Genomic DNA, 16,555 nt, shown 5'->3' on the forward strand with positions numbered 1-16,555 from the left:
TAAAATCGACGGGAAAAATTCCCGAGGGATGAGGACATGCTGGCCGAACAGGGTTCGGCCCGGGCGGGCGGCCGAAAACGCGGCTTCTTCTGGCTGGCGTTTTTCGCGTTGCTCCTGGCTCTGGCCGCTTTCTTGGCGTTGCGCTCGAATGCACTCAGGGCGCTCGACGACGATGACGCACGCCCCGCCGCCCAAAACACCGCCGTCGCATCGACTGGCGCGGCCGGAGCCGTGACGCTCGACGCCGTCGATCAGGAGCGGGGACGGATTATTTCCGTCGTGCCGAAGGAAATCAATTATCAGGAACGCGTCCGGGCCTATGGACTGGTCCTGCCGCTCGACCGCCTGACGGCGCTTTACAACAGCTCTTCCGCCGCGGCGAAGCAGCTCAAGTCGGCGGAAACGAAGCTCTCCGCGTCTCATACCGCGAATGTGCGGGCGCAAAATTTGCTGAAGGTCGCGCCTTCCGCCGTCGCGCAGGCAGAGGCGGCCGAGGCCGCCGAGAAGATCGACGAATCCGCCGTCGATGCGGCAAAGGACCAGGTTGAAGCAGTCAATAATGTTGCGGCGCAAGACTGGGGGCCGGTCCTTGGTCCCGCCATCGCGGCCCATGCGTCGCTCGCTGAAAATCTCATCCTTCGCAAGTCGGCCCTGTTGCAACTGACGTTGCAGCCCGGCGCCGTCGCCGAACCGCCCGCCAGGATCGCAATTACTTTCGGCGGCGGCGAAACGGCGGAAGCGGAATTCGTCTCGCCAGCGACCCAGACCGATCCGAAACTGGCGGGCCCGAGCTATTTCTATGTCCTGCCCGCGACGCCCGCCGCTTTGGCGGGAGCGAGCGTGACCGCTTCCGTGCCGAAGGGCGAGGCGAAGCCGAGCGTCGTCCTGCCGTCGTCGGCCATCGTCTGGCAATCGGGCAAGCCGTGGATCTATGTCAAGGCGGCGGCCGACCGCTACGAACGCCAGCCGCTCGACGACGATGCGGTTCCCTCGGCCGACGGCGGCTATATCGTTCCGGCGGACGACTGGCCGCGGGGGCAATCCATCGTCGTAGAGGGCGCGCAGGCTTTGGCGACCGAAGAGTCGAAGGCGCACAAGCGTCGCGACGAGGACGATGATTAATGGAGGCCGTTCGTCCCGGACGCCCAGCCGGAATCCAGGCGACGATCATTTCGACGGCGATCCGTTATCGCCAAATCGTCCTCTCGCTCTGCATGCTGCTGCTCTTCTATGGCGGCCTGTCGATCAGCCGCGCAAAATATGACGTCTTTCCGGAATTTTCGCCGCCGCAGGTGAATATTCAGACGGAAGCGCCGGGTCTCGCCGCCGAGGAAATCGAAGCGCTGGTGACCCTGCCGCTGGAGAGCGCGATCAATGGCGTCTCCGGCGTGCGCACCCTGCGCTCGACCTCGATGCAGGGCCTGTCCACGATCAATGTGATCTTCGAGCCTGGCAGCGACATTTATCTCGACCGGCAGATCGTCGCCGAACGCGTCGCCAGCGTGGCGCCCTTGTTGCCGGCGGGGGTGAGGACGCCGGTCCTGACGCCGCTGACGTCGTCGAGCAGCACGGTGCTGATCGCGGGCCTGACGTCCAAGACGCGCAATCTCATGGACGTCCGCTCGGCGGGCGATTGGCTAGTGCGGCCGCGCCTGCTCGCCGTTCCCGGCGTGGCCAAGGTCGCCATTTTCGGCGGCGAGACGCGCTCGCTACAAATCCAGATTCGCCCCGACGACCTTGTCCGCCTCGGGATCGGCGTCGAGGATGTCGCCACCGCCGCTCGCAAGGCGACAGCGATCCAGGGCGCCGGCGTCCTCGACACGGTCAACCAGCGCATCAATCTACGCAGCGCCGGTCAGGCCGTAACGCCGGAGCAGATCGGGCGGACTGTCGTCGCAACCAGCGGCGCCAACAGGATTCTACTGTCCGATGTCGCAACGGTCGCCAATGCGCCGGAAACGGCGATCGGCGGCGCCTCCGTCATGGGCCGTCCGGGCGTCGCGCTGCTGATCTCGGCGCAATATGGCGCCAATACGGTCGAAGTGACCCGCAGAGTCGAGGATGCGCTCGCCACCTTGCGCCCGGCGCTGGACAAGGAGGGGATTGACCTCGACCAAACCCTGTTCCGTCCGGCCAATTTCATCAATGTGGCGATGAGAAGCGTCGGCGACGCGCTACTGCTTGGCGGCGTGCTGGTCATCGTCGTCTTGTTCCTGTTCCTGTTCGATTGGCGCACGGCGGCGATTTCCTGCGTCGCCATCCCGCTGTCTTTGATGGCGGCCGTCATCGTGCTCAATAACCTCGGCATGACCTTCAACGCCATGACGCTCGGCGGCCTCGCCATAGCCATCGGCGAGGTAGTCGACGATGCGGTGATCGATGTCGAAAACATCGTCCGCCGCCTGCGGGAGAATCACCAGAAAGCGACGCCGCGCCCGGCGGCTTCGGTCATTCTCGACGCCTCCCTCGAAGTCCGCAGCGCTGTCGTCTACGCCACATTCATCGTGATGCTGGTCTTCGTCCCGGTGCTGACCCTGCCGGGCCTGGCGGGACGTTTCTTCGCGCCGCTTGCTTTTGCCTATCTGCTCGCGCTCATCGCCTCGCTGGTCACGGCGCTAACCGTGACGCCAGCTTTGGCCATGATCCTGCTCGCCAAGGATAGAAAGTCAGCGGCGGAGGCCGAGAAGCCGCCGCCGGCAGTGCGGCTGATCAGGCGGCCCTATGAACGCCTGCTCGCGAAAATCACTCGCTTTCCCAACGCCGTCATGGCGGGAGCGGTAGCGGCAACGATTAGCGGCTTGCTGCTGCTGCCTTTGTTCAGCAGCGCCTTCCTGCCGGAGTTCAAGGAGGGGCATTACACGTTGCATCTGACGGCGGCGCCGGGAACCTCGATTGCGGAATCCTTGCGCATGGGCCGGTTGGTGACCGACATCCTCAACGACCTGCCTTGGGTCCGCTCGGTTTCGCAGCGCGTCGGCCGGGCCGAACTTGCCGACGACACCAGCGGCACGCAGGCCAGCGAGATCGAAGTCGATTTGAAGCTAGGTCTCTCCGGCGCGCAATTGAGCAAGGCCGATCACGACATCCGGGAGAGCCTCTCCAAATTTCCCGGCATGACTTATTCGCTCAAGCCGTTCCTGACCGAGCGCGTGGAGGAAACGCTCTCCGGCGCGACGGCGGCGGTCGCGGTCAACATCTATGGCAATGAATTGCCTGCGCTCGACGCCGCCGCGGCGAAAATCGCCGAGGTCATGGGCAATGTGCCGGGCGGGCGCGACGTGCGCCTGCGCGCGGCTCCCGAGACGCCCGAACTGACGATGCAGCTCCGCGACGAGGACCTCATCCGCTGGGGGCTTCAGCCGGTCGATGTCATGGGCGTCATCCGGACGGCCTTCCAGGGCGATGTCGTCGGCCAGGTCTATGACGGCATCCGCGTCTTCAATGTCGTCGCGGTGCTGGACCCCGCCAGTCGCAACAGCGTCGCCAAAATTTCGGAACTGCCGCTGCGCACGCCCGGCGGCACCTTTGTGTCGCTCGGCCAGGTCGCGGATGTGACCCAGACGACGGGGCGGTCGCAGGTCGATCATCTCGGCGCCCGCCGCATCGTGACGGTGCTGGCGGATGTGTCCGACGGCGACATTTCATCTTACGTCGCCAAGGCGAAAAAGGCCGTCGCCGCCAAAGTCCCTCTGCCGAAGGGAGTCTATGTCGAATTTTCCGGCTCGGCCGAAGCCGATGCGCAGGCGCGGCGCGATCTCGCCATTTATGCGTCGATGGCTTTCGTCGGCATCGTGCTGATCTTGTCGATCATCACCAAGAGCTGGCGCAATCTCATTCTCATCCTCGCCAACGCCCCCTTCGCATTGGTCGGCGGAATCGTCGCCGCTTATGTAAGCGGCGCGGTGCTTTCAATCGGCTCCATGGTCGGTTTCGTCGCTCTCTTCGGCATTTCACTGCGCAATTCCATCATGATGGTTTCCCATTTCGAGCATCTCGTCATCGTTGAACACCTGCCCTGGGGATTGAAAACGGCGATCAAAGGCGCCGGCGACCGCCTGACGCCGATCGTCATGACATCGCTCGTCACCGCGCTCGGTCTGGCGCCTCTGGCTATGGGAATGGCCGAGCCCGGCCGCGAGGTTCAGGGGCCGATGGCGGTGGTCATTCTGGGTGGGCTGTTCAGCTCATTTCTGCTCAATTTACTTGTCCTGCCGACCCTGACGCTGCGCTTTGGACGTTTCGGCTGATTGGGCGCTCAAGCCGGCGGCAACCACACGAGGTCGCGATGAATTAGCGTCGCGCCAGCTATACGACCGCTTCGCGCTCATCAGGAGACGGCCACGGCGGCAGATGACCGTCAGCTAGGGGTCGTCACGAGGCGTTCACAGGTGACGCCGGAAACGTCCCCTTCGAGCCGATCGCCGCCATTGACGACTGGCAGCAGTCGGCGGGAAGGCGACATTCGCAGACGCATTCGGCAAGGTCGGCTCGGCGCCAATTCCGGAAATTCACTGTCGGGCGGCCTTAATTCCGGACTCGACCCATTGCGGAAGCTCGAAGCTCACTTCTGATGGCGGATATGGCCCAGATCAGGGACATTCGCCAAACCGATCGAACTCAACCAAGAAACGAGCGACAGGCCACCGGGCCTATCTTGCAGCACGGCTTGCTGGCGGCCTTTGAGAACAAAGTGGGTGGCCAGGGCCCCCGGAAAACACTGATCCGACACTATCGAAAACCGCCTTCCGCTCAGGTCTGGCGTCCCCGTTTACCATCGGCAAAACGAATCCGAGAAATCCGCCCGGCGAGCCCCCGCGCTCAAGGCGTCTCCGCCCTGTCCATGGGACGCCCGTGAGGGTTAACACGGGCGCGCGGCGTTGGCGCGCGCTGCGGTTAAGAGACATCAGGACAGCTTTTTCAAACCATCGCCGCTCAAAAGATAGGCGGAAGCGACATCGGCCGCTTTCGCACACGCCAGTTCGACGACAGCCGCGCCCGCGCCTTCGGGCGTCACGAGCGGGCCGCCCGTAGCGACCAGCGCGGCGAGATAATCATCGACCGATTGGCCGGTCCGATCCGCATAGGCCTGGACGGCGGGCCGTCCCACTCCAGTTTGCGGCGAGAAACGCGGCAACACGGCTGCGAAAGCGATGTCGAGGCGGGCCCGACGCGCTTCATCCTGGGCATAGGCCGTAATGAAGCGCTGAGTTGCTTTTGCCCCGGCGTAACCGCCGCTGAGCGGCGATCCGTTCAAAGCCGCTCCGCTGCTGAACACGATAACCCGGCCGCCAGGCCGTAATGGCCGCAGGAGAATTTCGCGCAGCCAATGAAAGGCGATCCGGACATCGCTGTTCCAGTTGGCGGAAAATGTCTCCCAGGTGTGTTGCTGGAGCGGCGCCATATGTGGACTCGCGCCGGCGACAATCACAACTATATGCGGATCGTAAGCATCAAGGATTCTGCGGGGCGTCGTCGCATCGCCGGCGTCGCCAAGCTCCCAATGGACGGCGGGTTCATGTCCGGCTTCCCCGTTGGGCCGAACTTGGGTCCGCGAAAGGGCGACCACGCCCACGCCGGCCTCGCCGAGAGCGGTAACGACGCCGTGCCCCAAACCTCGGCTCGCGCCGACCACGACCGCCGTCTTGCCGGCGAGTTCGCGTGCGCTCGATTGTTGGATTTCAGTGCCTTGCACGGACGAGAGCGAGTACATCTTGGCCTCCTTGCGTTCACTTTCCTGCTGGTTTGACCGCGTTGGTCTGTCTGTGTGACCTGGGGGGTGAACGAAAATCATCGGCGCCGCGCTTTTTTTGTGCCGTCAATATTCGCGCACGCGCTGAAAAGGATGTTTCGCGGTGAAAACAGCGGTTGTCGCCTGATGGCCGATGCGCATGTGGATCAGGACGCCGTCATGACTAGCCCGAAAGATCAGCGGGCGAAATCTTGTTCGAAGTCGTTGTAGACATGCGCGCAATTCCCGGGAACGCGGAATTCGGCGCGAAAATGAAGCCTTAGGCCGCCCGTGACGGGCGCATGCCGCGCGACGGGCCCTGACGCAAATCGCGCACGCGCGCCGATGCTCGACGCATCCGCCTGGTCTTCGACTCGCTCGCGGAGACGTCGCGAGCGGCAAAAAAGGAGCAGCCCGGTTGAACGTGGCCGGCGTGAGTCCGCTGTTGGCCGTCGGCTCGGCGAAACCGCACTCAAGGTTCGAGTGAGAGCGGCAGCCCGAAGGCCGGAAACAACCGCGGGCCGGTAGGCTTTGCAAACAGGGTCAAGCCAGAGATCGTGTCGCCCTCCAAGGCGAGCACGTGGATGGAATGCGCAGTCCATGGCTCGCCCGGCTTGGCGCGCGAATAGGCCGCAAAAGCGGGCTGCCCGTTGGCGGCCGTCGGAACCATGCGGAAACCATCGTAAAGCTTCCATGCCCAAGCGAAGAAGACGCCGATCGCCCGCCTTCCCGCATACCATTGTGGCAGCGGCGGCATGGTGTATGTGGCGTCCTCCTTCAGGAGCGCCACGAATTCGGAAACATCGAGTCCTTCCCAAGCGCGCATGTATCGGCGGAGCAAATCCTGCTGCGCAGCGATCGGAACCGCCGCGGCTTCCGGCCGGCCATGGGGATAGCGCTTGGCCAATGTGTCGCGCGATCGTTGCAATGCGCTGTTGATCGACGCCGTGGTTGCGCCGAGCGCTGTTGCGGCTTCGGCCGCCGACCAGCCGATGACGTCGCAAAGCATCAAGACGGCGCGCTGGCGAGGAGGCAGCTGTTGGATGGCGGCGACAAAGGCCAGTTGTACGGCTTGCCGGGACGAGTAGCGCGCCTCCGGATCCGGCGTCTCATCAGCAATCCGTCCCAGCTCGGAGTCGGGATAGGGATCGAGCCAAGCCACGTCCGCGGCAGGTTTTCCGTCAGGCATTTCCGTCGTGGCCGGCGCCCTTTGGTCCGGCATGAGGCGTGCGCTGTGCTTGCATTTGGCCAGCGCGTCGAGACAGGCGTTGGTCGCGATTCGGTAAAGCCACGCTCGAAACGGGCCGCGGCCGTCGAATCCGTCGAAGCTGCGCCAAGCCCGCAAATAGGTCTCCTGGACGAGGTCTTCGGCCTCGTCCAGCGAGCCCATCATGCGGTAGCAATGGACGCTCAGCTCTCGCCGATGCTTTTCCGCGAGACGTTCGAATTCTTGCCGCACAGGCTTCGACTGCAAACGCTGTTCTCCCTGCGGATCGGACATGGCGCGAGACATGATATCACCTCCGGGAAGCGATCGGACGCGTCTACGCCTCAGACGCGCAGAGCGCGGTTGCGAGAGCGCCGCCATCACGCTTGGAAGCGGCGGCGCTTTCCGCATCGACTTCTATCCCTTTGCGTTTGGTTCTCCCTTGCCGGTCGTAATCAGGTTGCGCAGGCTTTGATTGATATAGAAGCCCCAGGCGCCGGAACAACCGTCGTAACATTCGATGGCCGGAATCAGCCCCTCATGCGTGAAACGCAACTCGGTCTTGCCATGCCTCCGGGCGATGTCGAATACGACAGTCGTGCCGTTCCATTCATGCGTGTCCTTCACGAAATTGATATCGGCGTCAACGACCCGCCAGACGACCTTCTTACCCGGAACCATTTCGGTGATCGTTTGCGTGCTGCGATGGACGTCTCTGTAGCGGTAAGTGAACTCCGCCCCGAGCCGATCCGTGATTCCGTCGATTTCGCCCGACCACCAGGCCCGGACGTTGTTGACGGCGGCGAAAACCTCCTCCGCCGACTGGTCGACGGCGAAAGCCGTGGTGAAGCTGCTGTTGTTCATATCGCACCTATTTGGTTGCGGTTGAAACGAGACCGATGCTCATAAGACTGTTGCGGGGGCTAAAATTCATCGGCGGCCCGGATGCGCCAGCGGTTTCGTCGGCGGCGTTTTTGTTGAAACCAAGCCGCCACGGTTGCCTAAACGTTAGAGGCATAACAGCGCGCCTCAGCCTCGGTGATGTCCGGGTCCAGCCCCAGGATCAGCGGCCACTGGCGTGGCATAAGCATGCACGGATAGCGTCTCGACCGCGGGCGAATTGTCCTTCGCCGATGTCGAGCACAGCATCGCGTTCGTAAAGGGCAGCCATTCCCTCGACATCGCCCGCTCGCTCACGCGAGATCAGTAACTGCGCCAAGTCCTGGTGGTCACGCGCCGCCTCATTGGTTGCTTCATCATTGATGAGAGCACTCCTCTGACAGCAAGAATAAATGCGCCAATGGCGCCGACTGGCCGCGTTGATCCGTCATCGTCGATGGTGTCCATCATCGCACAATGGACAAAGTCTCGCGCCGCCAAGGGCGACAATATGGTCAATCCATCCCGCGCCTCACAGGCGGCCCTCGGCGCGGGGATAGGTCGCCGGTCAAGCTGCGCCGCATTCACGGTTTATTGATGAGTGATGATTATTGATAATCGTCACTCATCATGCTTCAATGCGCCCGCTTGGAACGGAGGCCGTCCGCCATGTTCACATTGCGCGCTTCACACTTTTCCAATCTGGCGCGGATCAGCCTGGCCATGTCGCTCGGGGCCGCGCTTGCCGGATGCGGCAAGGCGAATGGTGGTCCCGGCGAACTGGTTGCGCCCAGAGTCCTGGTCCAGGAAATCCATTATGCTCCAGCGGGGGACACCCACAGCTTTATCGCGGCGATCCGTTCCAGGATCGAAACAGACCAGGGCTTCCGCGTGGGCGGCAAGATTGCCACCCGCCTCGTCGAAACCGGCCAGAGGGTCACGGCCGGCCAACCCCTGGGAAAAATCGACGACGTCGATTTGCGGCTCCAGAAGCAGCAGGCCGACGCCGAGCTTGCGGCGTCGAAAACCGCGCTCGACCAAGCGCTCGCCGACGACCGGCGCGCCGCCGAGTTGCTCGCCAAAGGCTGGACGACGCAAGCCGCCTATGACCGCGCCCACGCCGCCGCGGCCGAAGCGCGCGGACGCAACCTGCGCGCCAGGCGCGCGGTAGAGCTCGCGGCCAATTCCCTCGATTACGCCACTTTGCGCGCCGACGCCGACGGCGTCGTCACCGCGACCTTCATCGAGGCCGGCCAGGTCGTCGCGGCCGGACAACAAGCGATCCGTTTGGCCCGCCTCGCCGAAAAGGAGGCGGTCGTCGCGCTGCCGGAAACCTTCGTCGGCCAGGTTAGGAACTGGGATGCGCGGCTGACCTTGTGGTCGCAGCCCGGCAGATCCTATCGCGCCATGCTGCGCGAACTCGCGCCGGCCGCCGATCCTGTGACCCGCACCTTCGAGGCGCGGTTTTCCCTGCCCGATGCGGACGACAAGGTCGATTTGGGCATGAGCGCGACGCTGACCATTGCGCCGCGGAAAAGCGAGCCGGTTGCGCGGGCGCCACTCTCCGCCTTGATCGACCAGGGCCGCGGCAGCGCGCTGTGGGTCGTCGCGTCCGACGACAGGCTGGAGCTGAAACCGGTCGCGGTGCGCCGTTACGACGGCCGCGATGTGGAGATTTCCTCCGGCGTGGCCGAGGGCGACAAAGTCGTCATTCTTGGCGCGCAAAAACTCGAAGCCGGCGAAAAGGTTCGCCCGACCACCCAACTCGCGTTCTGAGGCGGCGCCATGCGTAAGCTCAATCTCTCCGACTGGGCGGTCCGGCATCAGCCGATGGTCCTGTTCCTGATTCTCATCCTGGCCGTGGGCGGCTCTTATTCCTATCTGCGCCTCGGCTGCGCCGAGGATCCATCCTTCACAATCAAAGTGGCCAATGTCACTGCGGTCTGGCCGGGCGCCACCGCGAAGGATCTGCAGAACCAGGTCGCCGATCCGATCGAAAAGAAGGTGCAGGACCTCCCCTTTTTCGATCATGTCCAGACTGACACCAGGCCGTCCTTTATGGCGATGCAGGTGTTCTTCAAGGACACCACGCCTCCCGCGCAAGTCCCGTGGCTGTTCTACCTTTTGCGGAAAAAACTGACCGACGCGCACGGCGATTTGCCGGCGGGCCTCGTCGGTCCCGACGTCAACGACGAATTCGGCGACGTCGATTCGGTCCTCTACATGGTCACCGGCGAGAGTGCCGATTACGGCCAGTTGAAAAAGGTCGTCGAGTCGATGCGCCAGCGCCTGCTCGACGTGCCGGATGTCGTCAAGGTCAATCTCTACGGGGTGCAGGCCCCGCGCATATTCGTCGAATTCAGCCAGGCGCGGCTCGCCAATCTCGGCGTCATCCCGCAGGCGATCTTCGATTCCCTGGCGCGGCAGAACGACGTGGTCGCCAGCGGCGTGTTCCAGACCGCGGCTGACCGCGCGCCGGTGCGCGTTTCCGGCGCGATGAGCGGCGCGGTGGCGGTGGCGGCGACGCCGGTCGAAGCCAATGGCCGGGTGTTCCGCCTCGGCGACGTCGCCAAGGTGACGTCCGGCTTTGAAGATCCGCCCCAGGAATTGATACGCCAGCGCGGCAAGGCGGCGCTCGGCGTCGGCGTTGTCATGGCCAAGGGCGGCAATCTGCTCACGCTGGGCAAGAATCTCGACGCGGCGATGCAGGGCATCCGCGACGCATTGCCGGTCGGCATCGACATCGAAAAGGTCGCGGATCAGCCGAAAGTGGTGGAACATGCGGTCGGCGAATTCACCCGTTCCTTTATCGAAGCGCTGACCATCGTGCTGTTCGTCAGCCTGCTGTCGCTCGGCCTGCGCACCGGAATCGTCGTCGCCACGGCGGTCCCGCTCGTGCTCGCGATCGTTTTCATCGTCATGTTTGCCATCGGCCTCGACCTGCAACGCATCACGCTCGGCGCCCTGATCATCGCGCTCGGCCTGCAGGTCGACGACGCCATCATTTCCGTCGAGACAATGGCGGTGCGTATGGAGCAGGGCTTCAGCCGGAGCAAGGCGGCGACGGCCGCCTGGGACACGACGGCCTTCCCCATGCTCTCGGGCACGCTCGTAACCGCCGCGGGATTCCTGCCGGTTGGATTCGCCGCCTCCTCGGCCGGCGAATATGCCGGTGGAATCTTCTGGGTCGTGAGCATTGCATTGCTAGCGTCATGGCTCGTCGCCGTGCTGTTCACGCCGCTCCTCGGCGTCAAGCTCCTGCCCGATTTCGGCGCGGGCGCGGGAAACACCGATCCCCACGCCATCTACGAAACACGGCCCTATCGCGCTCTGCGCCGGGCGATCTCCTGGTCGGTCGATCATCGCGGCCTGGTCGTCTCCGGTGTCCTCGGCCTGATGGCGACGGCGGTGATGTTCTTCGCCACCGTGCCGCAGCAATTCTTTCCGATCTCGGAGCGGCCAGAATTGTTCTTCCAGATCCGCATGCCGGAGGGCTCGGCGATTGGCGCCACTCTGGCGACAGCGGAAAAGGCCGAGAAAATGCTGCAAGGCGACGCCGACATCGCCACCTACACGACCTATGTCGGCCAGGGATCGCCGCGCTTCTGGCTCGGTCTCAATCCCCACCTGCCGGACGAGGCCTATGCCGAAATCGTGATCGTCGCAAAAAACCTCAAGGCCCGCGAACGGGTCAAGCAGAAAATCGAATCCGCCGTGTCGGAAGGAGCGCTCGCCGAAGCGCGCGTGCGCGTCGACCGCTTCAATTTCGGCCCGCCGGTCGGTTTCCCGGTGCAGTTCCGGGTCATGGGTCAGGACGTCCAAGGGGTGCGCGACATCGCCTATCGCGTCCGCGACATCATGCGCGGCGAGCCGGATCTGCGCGAGCCGCAACTCGACTGGAACGAACTTATGCCCTCGGTGCGGCTCGTGGTCGATCAGGACCGGGCGCGGGCGTTGGGTCTGACCCCGCAGGATGTCGCGAGTTCCCTGCAAATGCTGATTTCCGGCGCGACGGTCACGACCGTGCGCGACGGAATCGAAAAAGTCGCGGTCGTCGCGCGGGCCGCGCCCGATGAACGCGCCGACCTCGGCCATCTCGCCGATCTGACCATCCTTTCCCGCAACGGCGCGCCTGTGCCGGTCGCGCAGGTCGCAAAGGTCGTCTACGACCATGAGGACGCCATTCTGCGGCGGCGCAACCGCGATGTGACGATCACCGTCCGCTCCGACCTCGTCGACGGCGTCCAGCCGCCGGACGTCTCCAATCGCATCTGGGCGCGTCTGCGCGACCTGCGCGCCAGCCTTCCACCCGGCTATCGCCTCGAAATGGGCGGCGCGATCGAGGAATCGGCCAAGGGCAACAATTCCCTGTTCGCCGTCTTTCCCGTCATGATCCTGGCGATGCTGACGATCGTCATGGCGCAATTGCAGAATTTCGCCCGGCTTGGCCTCGTGATGATGAGCGCGCCGCTCGGCATCATCGGCGCGACGGTCGGTTTGAAAATCTTCGGCGCGCCATTCGGCTTTGTCGCCCTGCTCGGCATGATCGCGCTGTCGGGGATGGACATGCGCAATTCGATCATCCTTGTCGACCAAGTGCGCCAGGACCTCGAACGCGGCGCGAATTACCGCGAGGCGATCATCGAAGCTACGGTGCGCCGGGCGCGACCGGTGGTGCTGACCGCGCTCGCCGCCATCCTGGCCATGGTTCCGCTGTCGCGGTCGCTGTTCTGGGGACCGATGGCGGTCACCATCATGGGCGGCCTGTTCGTCGCGACCTTCTTGACGATTCTCTATCTTCCGGCGCTTTATGCTCTATGGTTCCGGCGACGCTTGGGAGAAAGCGCGCCGAAGCCGGCGGCGGAAACGGACAGACCTTACGCGCCGGCCGGCATTCTGGAGGGCATCGGCTGAATGAGCGGAGCGGCCACCAAAGAAAAAGACCAAAGACGACAGATCGTCGCGACGGCCGAGCGGCTGTTTCGCGAGATCGGCTTCCAGAAGACCACCGTCGCCGACATCGCCCGCGAATTGCGGATGTCGCCGGCCAATGTCTACCGCTTTTTCGGCTCCAAAGCGGAAATCAACGAGGCGGTCGCCCGGCAATTGATGTGCGAGGTCGAGACTGAAGTCGAGAAAATCGCCGCCGCGTCCGGCTCCGCCTCCGACCGGCTGCGCGCGCTGATCAAGACCAATGAGGCCATGAACGCCGAACGGTTCATTGGCGAGCGCAAGTTGCACGATATGGTCGAGGTCGCGCTCAACGAGCAATGGCCGATCGTCGAGGAGCATATCGAGCGGATCGTTTCCTGCAGCGGGCGAATCATCGCCGAAGGCATGAGGACCGGCGAATTCGCGCCGGGCGATCCGGAGCTGGCCACCAGGCTTGTGCATACCGCCTGCGTGCGTTTTTGCCATCCGCGCCTCATGGTGGAATGCGCGGACGATCCTGTGCCCTCGATCGATCAGATGGTCGATTTCTGCCTCGCGGCCCTGAAGGCGAAATCATAGCTGGCGGCGACGCAGCGCAGGTCTATCGATCGGCGGGCTCGGCGGCTTTACGCCCTCAACTCGCCCTTCGGATTACGACCGCTTGCCGCCCAACTGCGACCGTCGGGCTTGATCCTCGCGGCTTAGCTTAACCGCGACTATGGCTGCCACGGGCCGAGTCCGAGGCGAAGCGGTCGAAGGCTGTTGAATTCCAATGGCGGCCCTTGCAGCAGCAACGGACATTCGCCGAGACGATTACGCCTTGTTTTGCATGCGCGCCTTCAAGGCGACGGCTCGCCTGTTACGATCATTCGGCCGCCAGCGCGTTCGCGAGCCGGGCGTTGCGCCGCAAAACCTGAGGCGGCTGCCCTAGAGCCCTCAAAAAGGCGCGCCGCATGCGCTCGCGATCTCCAAAGCCAGTCAATTCGGCCACCTCGTCGAGCGAGTGGCGGCCGTCCTCGATGAACATCCGCGCCGCTTCGACACGCATGTTCTCGACCGCTTTCGCCGGCGACTGGCCCGTCTCGGCGTGAAAGGCGCGGCTGAACTGGCGAGGGCTCAAATGCGCGACTTCGGCAAGCTGCTCCACCCCCAGCCCCGTATTCAGGTTGCGCCTCGCGTAAGTCAAAACCGATTGGATCCGGTCGGACTTGGGCTCCAGCTGCAAGAGCAACGAATGTTGCGACTGGCCGCCGGCCCTGCGGTGATAGACGACGAGCTTTTTGGCGACCAATCGCGCGACATCGGCGCCGAGGTCTGATTCAACCAGCGCCAAAGCCAGGTCGATTCCGGCGGTCATGCCCGCAGAGGTCCAAATGTTGCCATCAGCGATAAAAATCCGGTCCTGTTCGACTTTGATCCTCGGGTAGCGCTTCTGTAATTCGCGCGCATAGGCCCAGTGCGTCGTCGCGCGGCGGCCATCGAGCAATCCTGCCTCCGCAAGCACGAAGGCGCCCGTGCAAGGCGCCGCGACCCGGCGCGCCAATCCGCCGGCGGCGCACCGCAGGAAGTCGAGTACAGCAGGCGATGGCGAGCGAAGCTCATAATTGCCGCTCACAAGCGCCGTGTCGAACTCGCCCCTGTCAATCGCGGCAGTGAGGACCGGAACGCCGATCGATGTCGGCGTCAGCCCGCCCTTTTCGGACACCACGACGATTTCATAGCGCGGCTGCGGCAGACTTCGATTGGCGACGTCGAAAACCGTCATCGTCGACAGGCTCAACATCTGGAAGCCGGGATAGACGATCAGACCGACACGTTGCATTTCGTCCTCCAAGAGGATGTCTTAAATCGTAGCATATATGACATTTCAGTCAAACGCCATTTGAGCCATGTTGTTCTCGAGGCCGACGCCGCCCTGCGGCGAACCAGGCGGCGGATGAGACGAAGCCATCCACGTCGCGGCCCCTCACGGAGCAACCACACGCGAGAAAGGGATCCTTCCATGTTTGACCATTCGCTCGTTCACACCGCGCGCCGCGCGCGCACAATCGGCAAGGGCGCACCTCTGGCTTTGGCCGCGGCCGTCACCATGGGCTTTTCCGGCGCCCCAGTCTTGGCGCACCCCGGCAAATCCGCCGCCCGCGCGGTAGATCCGCCCGCATACCGTGCTGAATATCCGATTCGCCCCGCGGCGCGCTGCATCCCCGCCAATGGCGCGCAGATCATGGGCAATTTCGCCGGCGCCGACGACAGGTTCGACAGCGTCACCGGCGAACTCTGCTCCCGCTGAGGCCTGACGCCCCGCCGGACCATCCGTCGGCGGGCGTCAACAGAGGGCGTCCCTTCCTGCGCCCTCCGCAACTGGGCCCGGCGGCTGGCGCCGGGTCCTTTTCTGCGCGCATGGCGCCGCAACCTTTCCCGATGGAGTTCGAACGATGACCCCGCAAATCCCCACGTACCTCTTGGCCTTCGAGCTGACCCTGCGCCCGCTCGTCGCCGCCATCGCATTGGGCCTGATCTGGATGGGCGCCGCGCGCATGGAGGCGTCGGCGCAAACGCGCTACACGACGGCGGGCGCGCTGTCCGCGGCCCTGATCGCCTGGCTGGCGATCGCCCAATATCTCGCCGTGACGAATGCCTATTTCGCGGCCGGCCCGACCTCGCCGCCGACCGTGCTACTCGGCTTGCTGACCCCGCTGATCATCGCCTTCGCCGGCGTACGACTGTCGGAAAGCGTCGCCCGCCTTGTCGGCGCAATACCGCTGCCCTGGATCGTCGCGGCGCAAATTTATCGCGTCGGGGGCGCTATCTTCCTCGTGCTTTGGGCCGATGGACGCTTGCCCTGGCAATTTGCGCTGCCCGCGGGGATTGGGGATGTCTCGACCGGCTGCTTTGCCGTCGTCGTGGCCGCGCGGCTGGCGCAAAAGGCGGGCGGCGCGCGCGCGGCGGCCTATGCCTGGAACCTTTTTGGGATCGCGGACCTCGTGGTGGCGGTGACAATGGGGGCGCTGACGTCTCCCGGCCTGCCGCATCTCCTCGCCTTCGATGCGCCGAACCTGCTTATCACGTCCTATCCGCTGGTGATGGTCCCGACCTTCGCAGTCCCGCTAGCCCTGATGCTTCATGGCCTCGTCCTGTCGCGGCTGAGCCGGGAGGCCAACTCCGCCAGCCGGCTGGCTTTGGATGCGAAGCCGCTCGCCTGACGAGCGTCGCCGGGGAGGGCCGCCGGGCGCCGCCCTCCCCGAACTTGGACGACATTGCACTCGAGTTACGGCGACATGATGCGAAATCGCTAAATTATCGTCAGCGTCCACGTTTGCCGCGGCCTCGCGCGCCGGCCGCTTTCAGGCCTATTTCTTCCTTTCGGTCTATGGCCGCCTGCCGCCCATTTGAGCCGATGAGGATTCCTGGCGCGAATTTCCGCCTCGGGTCAAATTGAGACCATTGCGGGCTTGTTCCGGAAAGTCGGCTTCGAGCCGGGAGCAGACCGTTGAGTGACGGCCGCTTCCCGCCTTTTTGCGACGAAGCTGAAAGCCCAAGTTTGAGTGAGGCTTTTCTGGAGAGCCCTGTCTCGGGCTCGACCGCGGCGGTGAACCGCAATGTCTTGGGACGACGATTACGCACGGTCGGAATAAGGATAGCGGCGGTCGCTATGTGGTCGCTAAAACTATTATGCTTGTCGCAGAAAACCGCCTAATCCGTTGAATTAATTGGCGCACCCGAAGGGATTCGAACCCCTGGCCTCTGCCTTCGGAGGGCAGCGCTCTATCCAGCTGAGCTACGGGTGCTTCGCGCCTTGTTTAGCCCAT

The 16,555-nt window shown here is 63.9% G+C and carries 11 protein-coding genes and 1 tRNA gene; 7 read left to right on the top strand and 5 right to left on the bottom strand.

The genetic code is table 11. The annotated features are described in order from the left end of the window. Positions 1-36 precede the first annotated feature (36 nt). Both QM467_RS07170 and QM467_RS07175 read left to right on the top strand, forming a co-directional pair. The gene (locus QM467_RS07170) at positions 37-1,122 is read left to right on the top strand and encodes a hypothetical protein (RefSeq protein WP_283365622.1); all 1,086 of its coding nucleotides are present in this window, start codon (positions 37-39) and stop codon (positions 1,120-1,122) included. Next, positions 1,122-4,247, top strand: coding sequence for an efflux RND transporter permease subunit (locus QM467_RS07175; RefSeq protein ID WP_283365623.1), 3,126 nt, complete (start codon positions 1,122-1,124; stop codon positions 4,245-4,247). The genes QM467_RS07170 and QM467_RS07175 overlap by 1 nt, the downstream gene beginning before the upstream one ends. A gap of 656 nt (positions 4,248-4,903) precedes the next feature. On the opposite strand, the gene QM467_RS07180 is transcribed toward QM467_RS07175, so the two are convergent. The 3 genes from QM467_RS07180 to QM467_RS07190 all read right to left on the bottom strand — a co-directional run bounded on the left by QM467_RS07180 (position 4,904) and on the right by QM467_RS07190 (position 7,799). After that, positions 4,904-5,710 (bottom strand): SDR family NAD(P)-dependent oxidoreductase, encoded by an 807-nt coding sequence (locus tag QM467_RS07180; RefSeq protein WP_283365624.1) that lies wholly within the window; start codon positions 5,708-5,710, stop codon positions 4,904-4,906. 490 nt (positions 5,711-6,200) lie between these two features. Further along, positions 6,201-7,316 (bottom strand): sigma-70 family RNA polymerase sigma factor, encoded by a 1,116-nt coding sequence (locus QM467_RS07185; protein WP_283365625.1) that lies wholly within the window; start codon positions 7,314-7,316, stop codon positions 6,201-6,203. 36 nt (positions 7,317-7,352) lie between these two features. Next, positions 7,353-7,799, bottom strand: a complete 447-nt coding sequence (locus tag QM467_RS07190) for an SRPBCC family protein (protein WP_283365626.1) — start codon at positions 7,797-7,799, stop codon at positions 7,353-7,355. 684 nt (positions 7,800-8,483) lie between these two features. Here QM467_RS07190 and QM467_RS07195 point away from each other — a divergent pair. Genes QM467_RS07195 through QM467_RS07205 form a run of 3 tightly spaced genes read left to right on the top strand, consistent with a single transcriptional unit; the run spans position 8,484 to position 13,325 of the window. Beyond that, positions 8,484-9,590: an efflux RND transporter periplasmic adaptor subunit gene (locus tag QM467_RS07195; protein WP_283365627.1), complete on the top strand. Its 1,107-nt coding sequence runs from the start codon at positions 8,484-8,486 to the stop codon at positions 9,588-9,590. Between the two features lie 9 nt (positions 9,591-9,599). Beyond that, positions 9,600-12,728 carry an efflux RND transporter permease subunit gene (locus QM467_RS07200; protein ID WP_283365628.1) on the top strand — a complete coding sequence of 1,043 codons (3,129 nt, stop codon included), beginning with the start codon at positions 9,600-9,602 and terminating at the stop codon, positions 12,726-12,728. Next, positions 12,729-13,325, top strand: coding sequence for a TetR/AcrR family transcriptional regulator (locus QM467_RS07205; protein WP_283365629.1), 597 nt, complete (start codon positions 12,729-12,731; stop codon positions 13,323-13,325). A 286-nt stretch (positions 13,326-13,611) separates the two neighbouring features. Here the strand turns inward: QM467_RS07205 and QM467_RS07210 are convergent, their stop codons facing one another. Further along, positions 13,612-14,568 (bottom strand): GlxA family transcriptional regulator, encoded by a 957-nt coding sequence (locus QM467_RS07210; protein WP_283365630.1) that lies wholly within the window; start codon positions 14,566-14,568, stop codon positions 13,612-13,614. Between the two features lie 180 nt (positions 14,569-14,748). Between QM467_RS07210 and QM467_RS07215 the strand changes: the two genes are divergently transcribed. Both QM467_RS07215 and QM467_RS07220 read left to right on the top strand, forming a co-directional pair. Next, complete coding sequence (locus QM467_RS07215; RefSeq protein WP_283365631.1) at positions 14,749-15,036, top strand: hypothetical protein; 288 nt, start codon at positions 14,749-14,751, stop codon at positions 15,034-15,036. A gap of 145 nt (positions 15,037-15,181) precedes the next feature. Next, on the top strand, positions 15,182-15,949 hold the full coding sequence (locus QM467_RS07220) for an MFS transporter (protein ID WP_283365632.1): 768 nt from the start codon (positions 15,182-15,184) through the stop codon (positions 15,947-15,949). 508 nt (positions 15,950-16,457) lie between these two features. Here the strand turns inward: QM467_RS07220 and QM467_RS07225 are convergent. Beyond that, positions 16,458-16,534, bottom strand: a tRNA-Arg gene (locus QM467_RS07225). Positions 16,535-16,555 lie beyond the last annotated feature (21 nt).

The organism is Rhodoblastus sp. 17X3 (assembly GCF_030056575.1).
Taxonomy (GTDB): Bacteria; Pseudomonadota; Alphaproteobacteria; order Rhizobiales; family Beijerinckiaceae; genus Rhodoblastus.

Coding starts and splice junctions, on each gene's coding strand:
- QM467_RS07170 (WP_283365622.1), top strand. CDS start 37: ATGCTGGCCGAACAGGGTTCGGCCCGGGCGGGCGGCCGAAAACGCGGC.
- QM467_RS07175 (WP_283365623.1), top strand. CDS start 1,122: ATGGAGGCCGTTCGTCCCGGACGCCCAGCCGGAATCCAGGCGACGATC.
- QM467_RS07180 (WP_283365624.1), bottom strand. CDS start 5,710: ATGTACTCGCTCTCGTCCGTGCAAGGCACTGAAATCCAACAATCGAGC.
- QM467_RS07185 (WP_283365625.1), bottom strand. CDS start 7,316: ATGGCGGCGCTCTCGCAACCGCGCTCTGCGCGTCTGAGGCGTAGACGC.
- QM467_RS07190 (WP_283365626.1), bottom strand. CDS start 7,799: ATGAACAACAGCAGCTTCACCACGGCTTTCGCCGTCGACCAGTCGGCG.
- QM467_RS07195 (WP_283365627.1), top strand. CDS start 8,484: ATGTTCACATTGCGCGCTTCACACTTTTCCAATCTGGCGCGGATCAGC.
- QM467_RS07200 (WP_283365628.1), top strand. CDS start 9,600: ATGCGTAAGCTCAATCTCTCCGACTGGGCGGTCCGGCATCAGCCGATG.
- QM467_RS07205 (WP_283365629.1), top strand. CDS start 12,729: ATGAGCGGAGCGGCCACCAAAGAAAAAGACCAAAGACGACAGATCGTC.
- QM467_RS07210 (WP_283365630.1), bottom strand. CDS start 14,568: ATGCAACGTGTCGGTCTGATCGTCTATCCCGGCTTCCAGATGTTGAGC.
- QM467_RS07215 (WP_283365631.1), top strand. CDS start 14,749: ATGTTTGACCATTCGCTCGTTCACACCGCGCGCCGCGCGCGCACAATC.
- QM467_RS07220 (WP_283365632.1), top strand. CDS start 15,182: ATGACCCCGCAAATCCCCACGTACCTCTTGGCCTTCGAGCTGACCCTG.